Genomic DNA, 18,116 nt, shown 5'->3' with positions numbered 1-18,116 from the left:
AAATGTCAAATAAAACTATACCTGTAAGAATAGATGCTGAAACATATAAAGGACTGAAGAAACTTTCAAAAGAGTTAAAGCAGCCAATGCAGAAGGTAATTCAAGAAGCTTTTCTGGAATACAAGAAGAAAGTTCTTCTTTCAAAAACTGCCGAAGCTTTTGCTGCTCTTAAAAAGAATAATGAACTGTGGCAGGAAGAAATTGAAGAGAGGCAGTTGTGGGACAATACACTGCAGGATGAGATTAAAAAAAGAGAAAAATAAAAATTTCACTGAAATTAGGCGCTCAAAAAGAGCGCTTTTTATTTTTTTATAGAAAAACAACTGCGAGAGGAGGAACTTTTATGCAAATGGTAGACATCAACCTTTTAAAAGAGCATCCCCGCAACAGGGAGTTTTTTGACGACATACAGGGTGAACGCTGGCAGGAGTTTGTTGAAAGCATAAAAACGAGCGGGATAATAGTACCTCTCATAATAACTCAAGATTATGTTGTTATTTCAGGCAACCAGAGGTTAAAGGCAGCAAAAGAACTAGGTTTAAAAGAAGTTCCGTGCGAAATACGGACATATGAAGATAAAGATGGACTTACAAAGGAAGATTGGATGCTGAAAGATTTAATTGAAACAAACTTAAGGCAGAGAGGAATAGGAAACTTAAATCCTATGAAGCTGGCAAGATGTATTTTAGAGCTGGAAAGAATATACGGAATAAAGAAAGGAAAACCACAAAAAGAATTACAAATAATGGATGATAAATCGGCACTGGGCGCCGAATTACAAACCAATATTTCCCAAAAGGAACTTGCTGAAATAGTAGGATTAAAAGAGAGAAGACTTCGTGAACTTAAAAAACTAAACGAACTAATTCCAGAACTTCAAAAGCTTGTTGAAGAAGGCAAACTAACAACAAAAGCCGGAGAACAGCTTGCATACCTTGAACCTGAGCAGCAGAGAGAACTTTACAGCACTCTTGGAGAAGCTATAGCTGACCTCAAAAGAAGTGAAATAGAAGCTTTAAGAAAACAAATGGAGGAATACAAGAAACAGCATTCAGAGATGCAGTACAAAATTATGGTGCTTGAGAAGCAGAAAAAAGAAGCAGAAGAGATGAAGAGGCAGCTTGAAAAGAAAATTAGTGAAATAAAACCTGAAGTAGTGGAAAAAGTTCCTGATGACTATGTTCAGCTTAAGAACACCCTTGCAGTAGTAACAGAGCAGTCAAAACAGCTAACAGAAAAGCTGAAGGAACTGGAAGCACAGAAAGAAGAACTTGAAAAAAAGAATCAACAGTATCTTGAAAATATAAAAAAGCTTGAGGAAGCAAATAAGATGCTGAAAAAGGAAAGAGACAAATTTGTAGAAATCTCGCGTGAATATGAAAAATCTTTTGAAGAAGAAAAGTGGGGATTTGAACTTACTCATGCACTTTCAGACCTCTCTCAAGAAGTTGCCGGCAGAATTGCAGCGGTAGAAGTACTTATGGCAAGAAGAAATCCTATCAATGAAAAAAATACACAGATGCTTTTAGAGAGGGCAATAAAAACCCTTGAAGAAGGCATAAAGAAACTTTCAAAATGGAGGATAAAGGAAGATGAGGTGATAGAGGTTGAATACACCACATACTCCGACAGCAATTTATAAAGACCCTGAACGATACTACAGAGAAGAGGTAAAAAGAGAAGTTTTAAACAGATACAATATAGCATTTGAAATATTTATGGCAGAGCAGTATTCAAGGATACATTATTCAGAACTTATGGATAACAATATAGATGAACCTTTTGCTTCAAAACAAAGACTGATAAGCTGGATAAACGACAATACTAAAGGAAAAGAAGTTAGGCCGGGGATACTCACAAAATACAAGCTTGAACATCCCAATCATTTTGAAAACGGAATCTGGCAGGCAAGATATTTCAGCTACTTTGTCTACTATGCAAAGGGATTACTGACAGATGAAACATTTGTAAAGAGTAAAAAAATAGCTGATGAATTTAACAGATCTTTTAAAAATGAGCAGTGGTACTGGCAGGCAGTAGCAGTACTGGGCGCAAAACTTTTAGAATATCTTTATGATAAAAATGCTCTTCAGACAGATATAGCAAAAACATATGTGAGACAAATAAAGCTTCTGCGACAGCTTTTGAAAAGCATAGGCAGAATAACAGGAAGAGTTGCTAAAAATTATGCAGAAAACTATGGCTATGACAATACGGAAGCAGTAAAAGAAGCGCTGTTTGTGATAAACCAGAGTATAGAAGAAAGTTTTAGACAGCAGCTTGCTCTTTCATATCAAATTTTTAAATCACAAAAAGAGTATCAGTATTACCAGCTTTATAAAGAATCTATAGAAAAAGATATCGCCCAAATTTACAAAGAGCAAATCCTTGAAATAAAGCAGCCGCTTCAGAGGACTGCGCTCAAATCCGGTTTTTAACTGCTCATATATTAGGTGGTGAACAAAGTGATTAAAGCACTGTTAAAAAATAAAGAAGGTTCAGAAAATATCCTGTCCTTTCTTTTTGTGATTTTAATGCTTTTTATTCTTTTTATCTCTTTTGCCCAGCTTATAGTGCTGGGATATGCACATTTATATGTTCAGGAGGCGGCGTATGTATCTGCACGTGCTGCAGCTTCTCATCCTGAAGACCCCGAAAAACATGCAGTTGATGCCTTTCAAAAATATGCTTCAAAATTTTTATATGATTGGCAGCATAGAGCAACAATACAGGTAGTTTATAACTCAACAAATCCGGGAGATCCGGTAACTGTAATTATATCATACAACTTCCCTAAATATCCTTTGTGGACAAAGTTTTTAAAGCTTGATCCGAACCAAAAAGTAGTTGGACAAGCAACAATGATAATGGAGGAAACACCATGATAAAATACAAATCCACTGCTTTTCTGGATAAAAAAGAAGGATTAACTTTACTAGAAATCCTTGTATCGGCCGCTGTGTTGATTACAGCAGCTGTCATCTTAACTGATACTATGTCTTTTCTATTAAAGCAGCAGGTAAATGCTGAAAAAGCAGCTTATGCAGTATTCCTAGCACAAGAAAAAGGCGAAGAATTAAAGGCAGTGCCATGGGAAAACCTAGTATCTCAACCGGAGGCTGAGATTTCTGGCTGCCCGGGATTCAGCCGTTCAGTAGAAGTTAGAAGTTTAAATTCTTATACCAAACAGGTCACTATCAAAGTTTACTACCCACTGCAGGGCAGCAGAAAAGGAATACAGAAGGTTACTTTTGAAAGGACAGAGGATTTTAAATGAAGGGAACATTAAAATTACTCCAAAAAGAGAAGTACGGTTTTATACTTCTTGAAATAATGACAGCAGCAGCTCTGGGGATTATACTATTTGCTGCAGTTTTCGAATTTTTTATTTATACTTCAAAAACAGCAGGAGCAAGCAGCAGAACTTTTAACGAAACTTCTGAACTTATAAGAACTGCCCAGTGGATCACTAATGATCTGTACAGTGCAGAAAATATCAACATAGAAGGCAATAATAAGCTTATTATTACCACATCAAACAGCACAGTAGTGTATGAATTAGAAAACAACATGCTTATTCGACGTGAGGGCATTTTAAAGCACACAGTTGGTGAAGGAATTACTTCTGTTAAGTTTTGGACAGAAGAGCATGATAATGGTACACTGGTTTGTTTTTGGATTAAAGGCCTTAAAAAGGATGTGAGAACTTGTGTTTTTGCTTATACAAAAAAGTAAGAAACAGCAAAGGATTTGTGCTTTTACTTGTTCTGATAGCTCTGGCTGCAGCTTCTATACTGTTTTCAATAGTTTTAACACTTTCTCTGCATATAGGAAAGCTGTCAGGCAGCAGCAGAGCAGCACTACAGGCACGTTATGCAGCATATACAGGAATTGAAAGAACGAAATATTTTTTGGCTGTAGACCCAAACTGGTTAAATGGGAAAGTAGCAGAAGGACCGGTCGATGAAAGTTCAAAAGTCCAGAAAGTAACAATTGAGCGTACTGACAGGGAAACAATAGTAATAACATCTACAGGAGAATGCAGTGGGGTCCGAAAAACCATAAGAGCAAAAATACAGATTGGATTAGTACCTCTGGTTTCTGCATACGGGAGTGGAATAAAACAGCTTAAACCTCTGTCTCTTGAATTCAGCGGTTCGTCTCTCATAAAATCCGACGTGCTGGTAAATGGAACTCTTTATATATGGGGCAGTTCAGTTGTTGGACTTCCTGGAGAAAACAGAATAGTTTATGTCAATGGAGACGTATATACCTTAAAAAATGGGGCTGTTAACGGCAGTATTTATGCTGTTGGATGGGCAGACCCAAAAGCCGCCACCGGTCAGGTTATATCAAACTGGGTACCTGCAGTCCAATTTCCCAGCGTTCAAGAGATAAATACGCTAATTAACTATGCGCGAGAATCTTCACAGGCACTAGAGAAAGCTACAGGCAGACAGCATTATTTTCCAGGAAATAAAATTTTCACAGAAGCCGAATTGAAAAACGCTGAAGGAGTATATTTTGTTGAGGGCGATGCGTACATACAGGGCGGAGCTACAAGTGCAAATGCAGCAGTAGCAGCTTCGGGCAGCATTTATATTAACAGTTCGTTTACTGCTGAAAACATGACGCTTATAGCAGGCAGCAGTATTAGCTTGAAAAATTCCACCAGCGTATCTGTTGCACTTGCAGTAGGCAGTAATGTGGGCTGGGAAAGTACAGGTGGCGGCAAAGCTGTATTAACACTCAAGTACGGAGCTCTTGCAGCAGGAACTATTAACGGCGGCAGTGTCCGTGGAAATGTTGTCTTGGAACAAAATAATGCAGTTAATTTTTACGTCTTATCTGCTCCTATTCATACTACACGAATAATTTCTTATTCGGAATTAAAATAGTTGCAGGGAGGCTCACGCAGGGTACGATGCCGGAGGACTGCCGGGTTCTTACCTGTGTATCCTGGCGTTCACAATACATTTCCAAGAAGGAGGTGCTTTAGCGGCTTTCCCTCTTGCTTCCTGAAGAGGGCGAGTTCCCAGGCCGTGCTTTTTTATGATTTTTGATATTAATAAATTGATTGTCAAAATTATAATCCTTACTGCTGTTGTGTTTTTTGCACTTTCTTTTGTAAAAACAGGTCATAAATATGAGCTGCAGCAAAATTTAGATTTTCCACAAGAAAATAAAATTTCTCATGATGACAGCAAATGGCTGAAAGACTACAGATATGTGGATTACAAAATTACAACAACATTTCGGAAAGAGCCATACGATTTTAAGCTTATAGAAGCAGAAGGCCAGCACAGCCTTATTAAAATTTCTGACCTTGCCAAAATGCTTTATGGTGAATATACAATATCAGGCGACTTTATAACAATTACTGTTTACAATACCAGCATAAAGCTTAAACTCAATGATCCACGTCTGTGGGGATATACAGTTGTAGACGGGGTTAAGAAAAGAGCACTTTACAAAATACCGTATCCGCCAATTGAAGTGAATGGAGAAATATATGTTCCTGTACGGTCTACCTTAAGAGCTTTTAATATGGGAGTTGTATTTGCGGGTGACAAAATTTTTGTCGGATATGATGTCCCCAAAAATGACACAAGCCTTATTTTTGAAAAATTTATGGAAGGAGAGGAATAAAGATGTTAAACAATAAGTATTATGTAAGTTTCTTTTTTATGGTCTTTGCTGCTGTAGTAATACCTATTTTTTTTGTTTGTAATATTTTCTAACCCTGCAGCCACAGTTAACGGTGAAAAAATCCCTGTAGGAATTTACAAAGACTATTTATACAACCAGGCTAAAAGCCTTGCAAAAACTAATCCAAATGTCAAGTGGGATGAAAAATATTCTTCAAATAAGACCTTTGAAGACATTTTTAAAGAAAACACAATAAACTCGCTTGTCAGCATATATGCTGTTTCACAGGAAGCAGAAAAAGAAGGTATTAAAGTAACCAATGAAGACATAGAAAAAACACAGAAATACTACCCGTATATCAAAAATAAAGAGCTTATACAAAAAATTGCTTTAGTCAATAAGTTTTATGATTTAAAGGTAAGAAATATAACTTCTGAAAGCAGTGAAACAGAAAAATACTACAATGAACATCCTGAACAGTTCATAACAGGAGATATATACAGAATCGATGTAAAAGACATAGAAACTGCCGAAGCTGTAGTAAAGGCATTTTTGAAGGGAGAGAAATTTGAAGATCTTGCAAAGAAATACTCTATAGACTTTTCATCAAAAGACAAAGGCGGGTTTATAGGCAACATGCCCTTGTCACAGTATTCGTCAGTCATTAACTACGACCTCACAAGAATAAAAGAGAACCAGATTACAGAGCCGATAAATAGAGGTGGATATTACGAAATTGTACTGGTAAAAAACATATCAAAAAAGCCTTTTGAAGAAGTAAAAAACTATTTGGTTTCATGGCTTACTGATACAACAAAGCAGGAGAAAATAACAAACACAGCAAGCGAAATACTCAAAAAAACAAAAATAAAAATAAACTGGGATGATGTGTACAAAGTCAAAATCGGAAATTTGAAGTAGATACCCAAAAGAGGGGTTTTTATGAAAACCATACTTTTCACTGCATATAACTTTTTAAATGTAAGAAGGTTAAAGAAGCAAACGAAGCTTGTAAGAAAAACTGCAGAGCTTTTTAAAAAATATCCTGACAGAGAAATTTTGAAAATCTACCGGGACAGCCAAACTCTTACTGAAAGGGCAGCAGCAGTAGCTGAAGCAGTGAGGCGGAGCCTCAATATTCACCTCTACGATGAGCAGATAATGGCAGCGCTTGGACTTTTAAAAGGCTTTGCAGTAGAAATGAAGACAGGTGAAGGAAAAACCTTTGCTGTTGCGGCGGCTGCTGCCTGCTTGAAAGATACTGTCCATATAGCAACTGTTAATGATTATCTTGCAGAAAGAGACTTTAACACTATGAAGCCTGTTTTTGATTTTCTAAATGTCTCATGTGGTGTTAACTTAAAAGACGAAAACAAAGAGCAGCTTTATAAAAAACAAATAGTATACTCATCTTCCGTAAATTTAATATTTGATTATTTAAGGAATGAACTTAATCCCTCTTTTGAATTTCCTCTTAAAAATGCAATTTTGGATGAAATAGACTATATTCTTCTTGATAATGCAAACACAAAATTTTCAGTATCTGCGGGACAGTATCACAATATAGATATAGAGTATTTTGAGACGGCGAAAAAGCTGCTGGATTATCTTAAAGGAAAAGAAATACCCAAAAAGGACCTTGCAGCAGGCAGAGAGCCGGAAGATGCAGACTTTGTATACTCCTCATATTTAAATACCATCTATATTACAGAAAAAGGGCTTTTAAAACTGGGGAAACTTTTTGGAACAGAAAATTTTGCTGAAACACATTTCGAACTTTACAGAACTCTTCTAGCTGTTTTACATGCATACAACCTTTATGAAAGAGACAGGGATTATATAGTAGAAGACGACAAAATAGTGCTTATAAACCGTCAAAACGGCAGAAAAATGCCGGACACAAAGCTTGATCCGTACCTTCATACAGCACTGGAGCTAAAGGAAGAAGTACCTGTTACTTTAAAACACCTTTTCAGCTACAGCCTTTCCTATCAGGTATTTTTTAAGAAATACGAGAAAATGACCGGTACAAGCGGGACTTTGTACGACGCAAGACTGGAGTTTGAAAGAATTTATAATCTTCCTGTTATTGTGATTCCTGAACATTTCCCTCTAAAGCGGACAGAGTACAGCGACCTGTTTTTTGAAAATAAAACAAAAAAATATGAATTTTTAGCGGATTATTTAAAAAGCGTAAAACCTCCGGAACAACCGGCTTTAATAATTACAAACAGCGACGGAGAATCAGAAAAGGTTTGGAAATTCTTAAATAAAAAAGGCATTTCCTGCACTCTGCTTAACTCATTTACTGCAGACTACGAGAAAAGAATAATAGAAGAGGCGGGGCAGAAAGGCAGAGTAACAGTATCTACAAACATGGTATCAAGAGGTACAGACATTATTGTTGATAAGGAAGCTGAAGCTGCCGGCGGACTTCTTTTAATCTCTCTAAGCAGGTTCCCTGATAAAAGAATAGACAATCAGGTTAAAGGGCGTACAGCACGGCAGGGGGTTCCCGGAAAAAGCCTGTTTTTGATTTCTTTTGATGACGAAATTTTTGAATTTTTAAATTCAAAACAGCACAAACGCTTTTTGAAACTTAAAAAAGTTAACCTTGAAAATTATCAGCACCAAAATAAAATACTGTCAAAACTTATAGATGAAGTCCAGGAGAATATTTCACTGCTTATGTACAAAATAAGAGAAAACATAGTTGAGTATGATATAATACTTGAAAATCAAAAGCAGACAATGAGAAAGTGGAAAAACGAAATAGCAGCTAAAGATATTTATACTGCTGCCGAAATAATTAATGCAGATAAAGAGCTTTTAAAAGAAATAGCTAGTCAAGAAAACAAACTTGGCAGAAATGTTTCAAAAAAACTTTTTAAATCTATTTTTGAAATGGTGTTTGAAGAGCATTTTCTGCAGTACCTCTATGACATGGAAGAAGTAAAGCTGTATCTTCCTTACTGGCGCCTGTCAGAGGAAAGAACTGCAGCTGAATTCATAAGAATATGTGCGGAACAGTTTGAAGAATTCAAGAAAAACGTTATTTATTTGAGCTTTCAATACTTTATCTCTGCAAAGCCCAGCAGGTTTATTTTTAAATCTTCTTGACTTTTTAAATAAAAAAGTTTAAAATATAATTGCAAATTCTTTTAAAGGAGTGGTTTTATGAAAAAATTTATAGCACTTCTTACCTTTCTGGTGTTTGTTTTCACAGCAGCAGGTGCTGCTCCTGCGAAAGCAGATACAGTGCAGGGAAATGAGACTTTAACAAACTATAAGGTAGTTGGATACCCGGACATACAAATTTACAAGTCGAATGTCAAAATATATATAGAAGGAAAGCTTGTAGATTTTGAGAAAATGTACAACAGGCCTGTAATAAGCATCAAGGGTAGAATAATGCTTCCTGCCAGAGCTTTCACATATTACATAACGAATACACCATCTAACGTAGACAACAAGAGTGTAGTGTATTATTGGCCTAATGTGCCATTTAAAACAGATGAATATTATAGAAGAACGGATGGATTAAAAACTGCAACATGGATTATGCTTAGTTATCCTATTCCAGGAACTAATGATCAATTAGATGCACAACTTCTTCAAAATTTTCAATATGCAATAGTATATTATAAGAAAAATGGAAGTCCTTACAGCAGTAAAGACGAACAAAAAACTTACAAAATGGATATTCCACCTGTAGTTACAGATATTGCAGGCGGCACTGCATACTTACCTTTAAGAATGCAGGCATATCTTTTTGGTTTTGGCGTTAAATTTGATGAAGAAAATAATGCAGTGTATATAAGCAAAAATATTCCAATGGAATTTGGAAATGGAATTGAGGAAGTAAAAAATGAACCGCAATATTGGGACCAGTACGGTCAGTATGCAACATTTTATCCAAGTTTCGGCTACTTGTGGCAAAGTGGTAAAAGAATAGAACTTTACCCCTGGGATGGGAAATAAGCCCTTTTTACAGGGCTTATTTTTTTATTCCAAAGAGCAAAGTTTATAGAGGTGATTTTTTATGAAACAGAAAAAAGGCAGATACGGAAACATAAATTTAGAAGGACAAAAAGGTAAGCCATCTTTGATTTTAAATAACAGAGAGCAAGATTTCCTGGATGAAATAGAAGATGGTATAAAACCGCTCGTTAAAGCATGTATAGACAAATATATTGACACTTATTCATCATGCGAAGGCCATATTTACGATACAGGTGATGAACATGCACCTCAAATAACAATTGTGATTGAAAGAAAAGATATAGAAAAGTGGGATGCGTATATTGATGAACTTAAAAGAAAACACAATATTTATTTATCACCACAGGTATTCCATGCAGTTGATTTTGCAGTAATGAATAAGCTGTATCTTGATCCTGTTTATTACAAGGTCTATTTTTCTAACAAAGAAAAAGAAAGGTCTATTTCTTTGGCAGCTGAATCAATACTAAAAGAAGAATTTCCGCAGTATCGAAATCCTATTTTAGATGATTTGAAAGCAGAAAATATAGAAGTAAGATATGTAGACAATCCGCAGATTGTAGGGAACATTACAATTACCTCAACAGAGCCCAAAAAGTGGGAATATTTTGCCCGCCGTGTTAATGAAAATGGCAAGATAATAGAAATTGAAGAAATAGAGCAGGGAGTAAAAATAACATTCTTACAGCAGAACTATCATGCATACAAAAGATTCTATGATGCTCTTTTAAAAAAGTTTTACCTGGTGAATCCAAAAGTTAAACATTTTTCTGTCCTGGTTAAACCCACACACAGATGCAACTTAGACTGCAAATACTGCTATGATAAACCATTCAGAGAAAGAATAAAAGTAGACATGTCTTTTGAAACGCTTGACAGGCTTTTGAAGCTTCTTTCAGAATACACTGAACATGTGCAGTTCATATGGCACGGCGGAGAGCCTACAATGGTTGGAATTCAGTGGTATATTAAAGCATACGAAGAAATATTCCCTAAGTACCCAATGTTAGATTTTGATTTTCACATAATGTCCAACGGAACAAATTTTAATGAAAAATGGCTTAACTTATTTAAGCAGTACAACATAAAGCCTGGTATGAGCTTTAATGCAATGTATCAGGAAAAACTGAGGGTAACATCGCAGTCAAAAGAAAACAATCCCAGGGATGTTGAGCTGGCAAAAAAACTCGAAGAAGTACTGGAGCTTTCGCAGAAAATAGGTCCCAAACTCGGAGTAATAGATGTTATAACTTCAGAAAATTACAAAGATATGATAAAGATTTATGAATTTTACAAGCAAAAAGGCATAACCGTAAGCATGAACATGGTTTTCCATACACCGCAGACAGAAAAATATGGATTAGAGCTTACCACGGAAGAATACGAAAAAGAATATATAAAGTACTTCAAATACTGGCTGTACGATGAAAACGGTGTATATGAAAGATCTGCTGTAGAAATGCTTGCTGCTGTAATTGGAGCTACAGGGGAACTTACATGCAGAAACACCGACTGCAGGTACAAATGGATTGGAGTTAACCCTCTTGGAGAAATATATCCCTGCGACAGATATTACCCGGATAAGTATAAAATGGGGTCAATATTTGAAATAGAGAGCATTGATGAAGCTTTTCAATCGGAAGGTTACAAAACTCTGGTACGGGAAATAGAAGAGAGGTTCAGAACAAAGTGTGCAAAATGCGGATACTGGTTTGCCTGCAAAGGCGGATGTAATGCTTCAGCAGTAGAGTCTACAGGAACTGCAGCAGGAGTTGAGGAAAATTACTGCGAATTCTTCAGAAGCGCATTCAATGATGTGTACGACATTTTAAGAAATGTAGATGTTCTCCATGATAAGCTTAATCCAGAAGCAAGAAGAATAATGCTGCAGAACGGTTTTTACAGTGTAAAAGAAATTTATCAGATAATTGATGAGCTGAAGTTGAACATTAAACTTGAGTACAATAAAGATGATCTGCTGAACTGCAGCGAATATCAGGTATTCAGGGGTATAAACTACATGAAAGACTCTGTACCTCTTTATATCCGCCATACAGATATTATAATTGGTGAAAACACAAAAGAAGTAATTAAGATAAACGAACAAAAGAGAAAAGAAGACATAATAAAATATCTTGTGGAGGTGGCAAAGGGTGCTTACGCCGGTGTTTGTTGAGTTTGCTGTTACGGCAGCATTTAACACTCAGGAATTTCAGGATTTTATAAACCAAACAAAAAATGAAGAGAGACAAAAAGAACAGACATTAATAAGCAACAGACATAATGATACAAATCCGCATACTGATAATAATCCTCATACAGATCAATCGACTTATAACCAGTACTCTCAGCACACAGATTCTGGATATCCTCATACTGATTCTTCTACTCATTCAGATTATTACAATCCGCACAGCAATTACACACCGCATACTGATGCACATACAAATCGAACATGGTTACCTCATACTAATAATCCTAATGCACACTATGACGAAGGTTCAGGTACACATACGGATGTAGGGCATAAAGATGGATATTCTCATATAAACAATGGGTACTATCAAGGACATTATAATGCAGAACATACAGATATTCCAGGTCACAATAACGGCACTGCTCATTATGATAGATATGGGCAGGATAATTACCATACTGATACATGGGGACAGCATACTGATTATTATCCCCATACAGATTCCTATAATCATACTAACTATCCCTCAACTCACAGTGACACCACAAACCATACTGACACAATTCCTCATACAGACCAAACTCAGCATACAGACTATACTACCCATACCGATATAGGTTTTGATCATGATGACTATGTCCCTTCATCCCCGGCATTTTATGTTCCCTATACCAGATTAAAAGGCGACGTAATTATAGGACTTTACAGCTATGACAAAAACACTGACGGCTATGGTACACAGGATGCCCGCAGCAAGACTGTGTATTATGACCTTTACATCAGGAAAGTTAAAAACCTGGATGGTACGCCTAATACTTCACAGTGGGTACCTCTTTTAACAAACCAAATTCAGGATCAGGATGGGGCAGTAACTTATACCTTAAACACTATAGATCCGTTAAAAGTAGGCAATACAAAAGTAGGTGCTTATGATGGCTACTATGAAATAAAGGCAGTAGCGCGAAATCAAAGTTTAAATGGAGTTACATTCGAAAGCCCAGAAAAAGTGGTAACAGTGCTCATTCAGCAGAATGCACCTCCGGAAATAACTGTCCAGAACGGAGCAGAGTTTATTAACTTTATTTTCGGCTTTAACGGCGCACTTACAACGTCTAATATATACAAACCTTATGGCGGTCTGTATGCTGATGGAAAAATACCAGTTCATACTGATACACCAGCTTCGCCACATATAGATGCATCTGTACCGTGGCGTGGAACGCAGCTCCATATAGATCAACCAGGTCAACCGCATATAGATGCAGTTACATCGCAAACAGCCCAGAGTGGAATTCTGGTTAAATTTACAATGCTGGATGCAGATAATCCCAACTGGCAGAAAGGACAGATATATTTGGTTGATGAAAATGGTGTTCCTGTTGCAGGAACTGTAAAAGACATTGTATGGGAAAATGGAAGCACTGTAATATCATCTAACGGTACCCCTAAAGTAGGATATGGATATATTCCAAAAGAAAGTTATACTGCTCTTAACAAGAGCATGAAAAATATGAAAGTGGTAATAAAAGTCCAGGATTATACAGATGCTCAATGCACAAATCCTGCCGGAGCCGCTGTGATACAAACTGCAGTATCTCAGCAGGATCCAACACAAATGATTGTACATCTAGATTTAACACCACCACAGGCAGCTTTGGTAAATATTACAAAACAAAACGATAAATCAAAAGTTGTAAATTATAAGTTTGTTGATGATTTTCCGGACATACAGAAAGGAATAAAAAACGGAGGCATTAAAGAAGCAAAATACGTACTGGCTCAAACAACTGCTCGTCCTCAAGATTGGACATCTGTTTCAAGTCCGGATTCTGCACAAACTGTAATCAGTGAAGAAGGCATATGGTATCTGCACTACTATGCTTCGGATATGTTGCTGAATGAGACATACGGTTACTGGGGCCCAATCATAGTTGATAAAACAGCACCTGTAATTGAAGCAAGCTATTCTCCACAGGGTACATCTGTTATAATAACTGCAAAAGCTACAGACAATCTTTCCGGAGTAAAATATCTGTCACTGTATGACGGTACAAACCTCATAGCAACTTACACTAATTCAAGCAGTGCAAATCCCTTTACTGCAACATTTACTGTACCGGCAGTAGAAAAAACATATAAAGTTGTAGCAGAAGACAATGAAGGCAACACAGCAGAACAAGAAGTTGCAGTAATACTTCTTAACCTTGTAAACAACACCACAAAGACCACATATGCAGCCGGTGAAGCAATGAGAATAAGTGTGATTTCCCCGCAGGCTGAGCGTGTTACGGCACAGGTGTGGTATTCCAAAAATGAGTTTGTCAATACTAACGTTACAGACCTTGTAAAAGGAGCAAATGGAGAGTGGCATACGAGACAGGGCGGAAGTGAGGGCTATGATAAAGTTGTAATCATACCCAAAGACACAAAAGACGGAACATATAGCGTGGTTGTTACGGCTTACAGAGGAACACAGTCAAAATCCATAACAATTCCTATTACTGTTAAAAACACGATTTATGATTATTACAAATCAACAATTACAAAATAGAGGCTCTGCTTTTAACAGAGCCTCTATTTTTGCATAGAACAAATCAACACAAGGAGGTAATGCAAATGTTTGTTTCAATTTTTTCTCCGAAAGGCGGTGTTGGTAAAACAACCCTGTCTTTGGCCCTGGCAGAAGTTTTGTCTCAGAGTAGGAAAACATGTATTGTAGAGTTTGACTTTTCTCCGGGAGATTTTCCTTCGCTTCTTGACATAAACAAGGATAACAACCTTTTAAGAGCAGTAAAAAACGGTGTAAGAAAAACAGTGCAAAAGCCGGAAAAGAAAAATTATTATGTAATAACAGGCGGATATCCTGATACACATGAAAGATTTACAAGAGAAGAAATTGACAAACTCTTAATGGAGCTTGACAGCAATTTTGAAGTTTCAATATTTGACATCCAGCCGGGGCTTATAGAAAACAGTGTAGAAGTCTTAAAAAATTCTGACAAAATTGTGATTATAACAGAAGATGATAAAGCCACAGTCCTGAGAACAGCCCGGGTTTTAAAATGGCTTGAAAGCAGCAGCTTTGTTAAACTGAGCAAAGTGGATATAATTGTCAATAAAGCAGCTTCAAAGTTAACCAACATACCAGAAAATATTGTTACATTTAAAGTCCCTTATTACGGGTTTCAGCTGACATTTGACAGTAAAAACTTGTTAAAGCATATGGAATACTATAAAAAATTTATTCTGAACGAACCAATTCCCAAAGGTTTTCTCATAAAACCACCTGAAATCAAAAAAGTAGACCCGCATGATATTCAAGTGTTTATAAGTACTGCTGTAAATACTCTTAAAACAAATGACTACGACAGGAAAGAAGATTTTATTTTAGAAAATGATGTTTTTACTGATGATAACCTATCTTCTGTTCCGGAAGATATTTTCCTTAACAAGTCTGATGATGCCTATGTTAAAAATATCAACACAGGTGAGAGGAGGAAAAACATGGTTTATGTAAAAACCCATTATGAAACACTAAATTCTGTAATTTCAAAGGAAATAGAAAATGTAACTGATGATTTTGATAAAGCAGATATACTTGTTGTAAGCAGTTTCTCAGAAGATGAAATAGATGAGTATGTAAGATCAAACAAAAAAATTATTCTATTTACAACTCCATATTACGAAAGGTATGCAAGAAATAAGGGTATAAAATATGTCTTCACAGAGGAAGCATCTATTTCTGAAATTATAAACGCTGTAGAAGAACTGCTTGCTGAATCAGAATCAGCAAAAACCGAAAACAAGTTCTATGCTGACAGTGAAATAGAAAGAAAACAAACTGCAGAACAGAACAATGACAGCAGAAAGACATACGTTGAACCAAAGGTATATTCTTTTGACAGAAACCGTGAGAAGAAATACGAGAGAAACATGGTGTTTGTTGCCGGTTCAGAACAGCAGGCAAAAACATTTGCTGCACCAGTGGAAGCAGGGACAGGAGAAGAAAAGGATATTAGAGAAATTCATCGACCCGGCCCTGTAAAGTCTTATCCTGAAGAGTTTAAAGATAAAACTGTATATTCTGAAGAACCTGTAATAAAACCTGATGGTTATAAAACAACAGAAAGATCTCATCCAATAGAAGAGAAGCCGGCTTTTGATAGCCCACAGTACAACTTCAGCAGTTTTAAATATGTATTTGAAGATTTTAAAAAAGATATATTTGCTGTCACTGCTAAATATGAAGCTGTATTACAGGAAGAAGGTTTAAAAGCTATTCAGGAAGCTACAAATGAGCTTAAACGGAAAATAGAAGAGGCGCTGGCGGAAAAAGAAAAAGCGGAAAAAGAGCTGGAGGCTGTCAAGAAGGAGTTAGAACAGGCAAAAGCAGAACTGCAGGCAAGGAAAGAAGCTGCGCTGCAGCTTAAGAAAATTCTATCAAACTTGTAATTGGAGGAGAAAAAATGGAATACGTGAACATTTATTTGCCAATATATTTATTAACCGGATATGCTGCATGGCAGGATTATAAAACGGGAGAAATAGACAACTGGGTGTCAATTGCTATACTTATTTATGGCATCCTGGTAAATGCTTTTTTGTATCCTTCACGCTTTTTTGTGAGCATATGGTTTTTGTTTACTGTAGGTTTGGGTTTTGTAATTATGTTTTTTGTAACTTACAGACAGGAGGGAGATGAGGAGTTTACAGCAATAGGAGGCGGCGATGTAAAACTTTTTGCCGCACTTTCATTTTTCTATGGTCCCAAAATACTCTTAATAGTTTTTCTTTCATCAGTTTTAGGGCTGATATACGGGCTTATAGTAGGAATGAAACAGAAAACCTATTTAAAGACGAGTATACGGTTTGCTCCGGTGATTTTTGCATCCGTAATTTTATCAGGACTGCCTGTGTTTGACCAGCTGTTTCCTTTTCAATAATAGCTGAAGGAGATGATCCTGTTGAACCTTCTTATCTCAAACAATCTCAAAACGATCGAGAAAATAAAAAAAATAGAATCCTGTGATGTTGCACTGTCTCTGGAATCTGCTGTTCTGAAAGGGAAACAGAAAAAATATGAGCTTGTGATAACTGATGGCTTTGATGCTTCAGAGTTTTTTAAAAATACAGTTACTGTAAGAGATTATCTCAAAAAAGCAGCAGAAAATAAGGAAATAAAAATAATAAGACAGGAAGTAATATCTGTTTGGAGTGTAAAAGGGGGAGTGGGTAAAACTACACTTGTGAAAAGACTGATAGATACAGCTGATAAAAATGCGAGAATGCTGGTAGTGGATTTCAATTTTCAAGATGGCGGTTCTGACCTGAGCTTTATGCTGGAGCTTCCTGTTGTTCCTCACCTGGGTATATATTTAAAAGAAAGGACAAAGAAAAGCTTCTTTGAGAGTCTTATTAAATACACAGAAAATGTCTCAATATTACAAGCTCCACCTAAAAGAAATTTTGTAAAAGATATTACTCCGGATGACGTAGAGGAAATTATCAAGCTTGGTCGGAGTGCTTTTGATATTATAATTTTTGATTTACCAAACACACTAAATGAGATTGTAGATACAGTACTTGCAAACTCAACAAAAAGGGTTGTAGTATCTTCGGGGCTTGTGAGTGAAGCTAGAAGAATTAAAGAACTTAAAGACAGTTTTATTGTTGTAGTTAATTCCCATAATAAGAGCTGGAAGGTGTATTATAAAGACTTTGAATGTATTCCCATAGAACAGGCAGAGAAAATTTTTAAGTAGAAGCGGGCAGATGCTCGCTTTTTTTATTGGAACCGTAAATGGAATAAAAAGAAGGGAGGTGAAATTTTTAGAATTATTCAAAAATATACAATTTAAATACTTCAAAATAATAAAAAAAACGGGAAAGGAGTAACGGTTAATGAAAGTAACAAAAATAGCTTTTCAAAAATATGAAAACGGAAGATTAAAAGGTTTTGCAAAAGTTTTTCTTGATGACTCGTTTGTAATAGTAACACGTGTGATACAAACAAGAAGTGGACTGGTAGTAGCTCTCCCAGACCATGTTAACAAAGAGGGTAAGCGCTCTCTTGTAGCTTATCCTGTGAACAGAGAGCTGAGGCAGGAAATAATAGAAAATGTGATAAAAGCGTACAAAGAGGCAGAATAACCCTGCCTCTTTTTTTATAGAACCAAATAAAAGACTAGGTGGTGATAGAATGAGTACCGGAAAGAGGTTTCTAATAACTGCTCTGACATTTTTACTGGCGTTAAGTTTATTACTTCCA

The 18,116-nt window shown here is 36.3% G+C and carries 17 protein-coding genes; all 17 read left to right on the top strand.

The genetic code is table 11. The features are described from left to right. Window positions 1–2: 2 nt before the first annotated feature. A complete protein-coding gene (locus OEI98_RS07845) occupies window positions 3–263 on the top strand; it encodes a CopG family transcriptional regulator (protein WP_266036912.1) in 261 nt (86 codons plus the stop codon). A gap of 80 nt (window positions 264–343) precedes the next feature. Further along, entirely contained in the window at window positions 344–1,642 is a 1,299-nt protein-coding gene (locus tag OEI98_RS07840) for a ParB N-terminal domain-containing protein (RefSeq protein WP_266036910.1), read from the top strand. Continuing rightward, window positions 1,608–2,438 carry a hypothetical protein gene (locus OEI98_RS07835; RefSeq protein ID WP_266036908.1) on the top strand — a complete coding sequence of 277 codons (831 nt, stop codon included), beginning with the start codon at window positions 1,608–1,610 and terminating at the stop codon, window positions 2,436–2,438. The genes OEI98_RS07840 and OEI98_RS07835 overlap by 35 nt, the downstream gene beginning before the upstream one ends. Before the next feature lie 27 nt (window positions 2,439–2,465). Further along, window positions 2,466–2,885 carry a hypothetical protein gene (locus OEI98_RS07830; RefSeq protein WP_266036906.1) on the top strand — a complete coding sequence of 140 codons (420 nt, stop codon included), beginning with the start codon at window positions 2,466–2,468 and terminating at the stop codon, window positions 2,883–2,885. Beyond that, entirely contained in the window at window positions 2,882–3,277 is a 396-nt protein-coding gene (locus OEI98_RS07825; protein ID WP_266036904.1) for a type IV pilus modification PilV family protein, read from the top strand. Before OEI98_RS07830 ends, OEI98_RS07825 begins: the two co-directional genes overlap by 4 nt. Further along, the gene (locus OEI98_RS07820; protein WP_266036902.1) at window positions 3,274–3,735 is read left to right on the top strand and encodes a hypothetical protein; all 462 of its coding nucleotides are present in this window, start codon (window positions 3,274–3,276) and stop codon (window positions 3,733–3,735) included. Before OEI98_RS07825 ends, OEI98_RS07820 begins: the two co-directional genes overlap by 4 nt. A 17-nt stretch (window positions 3,736–3,752) precedes the next feature. Then, a complete protein-coding gene (locus OEI98_RS07815; protein ID WP_266036900.1) occupies window positions 3,753–4,898 on the top strand; it encodes a hypothetical protein in 1,146 nt (381 codons plus the stop codon). Between the two features lie 154 nt (window positions 4,899–5,052). Further along, window positions 5,053–5,649: a hypothetical protein gene (locus OEI98_RS07810; protein WP_266036898.1), complete on the top strand. Its 597-nt coding sequence runs from the start codon at window positions 5,053–5,055 to the stop codon at window positions 5,647–5,649. A 72-nt stretch (window positions 5,650–5,721) separates the two neighbouring features. Then, on the top strand, window positions 5,722–6,570 hold the full coding sequence (locus OEI98_RS07805; protein ID WP_266036896.1) for a peptidylprolyl isomerase: 849 nt from the start codon (window positions 5,722–5,724) through the stop codon (window positions 6,568–6,570). 21 nt (window positions 6,571–6,591) lie between these two features. Continuing rightward, window positions 6,592–8,769: a hypothetical protein gene (locus OEI98_RS07800; protein WP_266036894.1), complete on the top strand. Its 2,178-nt coding sequence runs from the start codon at window positions 6,592–6,594 to the stop codon at window positions 8,767–8,769. A 57-nt stretch (window positions 8,770–8,826) separates the two neighbouring features. Further along, on the top strand, window positions 8,827–9,630 hold the full coding sequence (locus tag OEI98_RS07795; RefSeq protein WP_266036892.1) for a hypothetical protein: 804 nt from the start codon (window positions 8,827–8,829) through the stop codon (window positions 9,628–9,630). Window positions 9,631–9,691: 61 nt separating this feature from the next. Then, entirely contained in the window at window positions 9,692–11,827 is a 2,136-nt protein-coding gene (locus OEI98_RS07790; protein ID WP_266036890.1) for a radical SAM/SPASM domain-containing protein, read from the top strand. After that, window positions 11,805–14,399, top strand: a complete 2,595-nt coding sequence (locus OEI98_RS07785) for a hypothetical protein (RefSeq protein ID WP_266036888.1) — start codon at window positions 11,805–11,807, stop codon at window positions 14,397–14,399. Before OEI98_RS07790 ends, OEI98_RS07785 begins: the two co-directional genes overlap by 23 nt. A gap of 65 nt (window positions 14,400–14,464) precedes the next feature. After that, window positions 14,465–16,300 carry an AAA family ATPase gene (locus OEI98_RS07780; RefSeq protein ID WP_266036886.1) on the top strand — a complete coding sequence of 612 codons (1,836 nt, stop codon included), beginning with the start codon at window positions 14,465–14,467 and terminating at the stop codon, window positions 16,298–16,300. Between the two features lie 14 nt (window positions 16,301–16,314). Next, window positions 16,315–16,791 (top strand): A24 family peptidase, encoded by a 477-nt coding sequence (locus OEI98_RS07775; RefSeq protein WP_266036884.1) that lies wholly within the window; start codon window positions 16,315–16,317, stop codon window positions 16,789–16,791. A 21-nt stretch (window positions 16,792–16,812) separates the two neighbouring features. Continuing rightward, window positions 16,813–17,610: an AAA family ATPase gene (locus OEI98_RS07770; RefSeq protein ID WP_266036882.1), complete on the top strand. Its 798-nt coding sequence runs from the start codon at window positions 16,813–16,815 to the stop codon at window positions 17,608–17,610. A gap of 139 nt (window positions 17,611–17,749) precedes the next feature. Beyond that, window positions 17,750–17,998, top strand: a complete 249-nt coding sequence (locus OEI98_RS07765) for a septation protein SpoVG family protein (RefSeq protein WP_266036880.1) — start codon at window positions 17,750–17,752, stop codon at window positions 17,996–17,998. The last annotated feature ends 118 nt before the right edge of the window (window positions 17,999–18,116 follow it).

Source organism: Thermoanaerobacter sp. RKWS2, from assembly GCF_026240795.1.
Lineage (GTDB): Bacteria > Bacillota > Thermoanaerobacteria > Thermoanaerobacterales > Thermoanaerobacteraceae > Thermoanaerobacter > Thermoanaerobacter ethanolicus.
The sequence above is the reverse complement of the archived record's forward strand: the minus strand, read 5'-3'. Positions and strand labels throughout refer to the sequence as shown.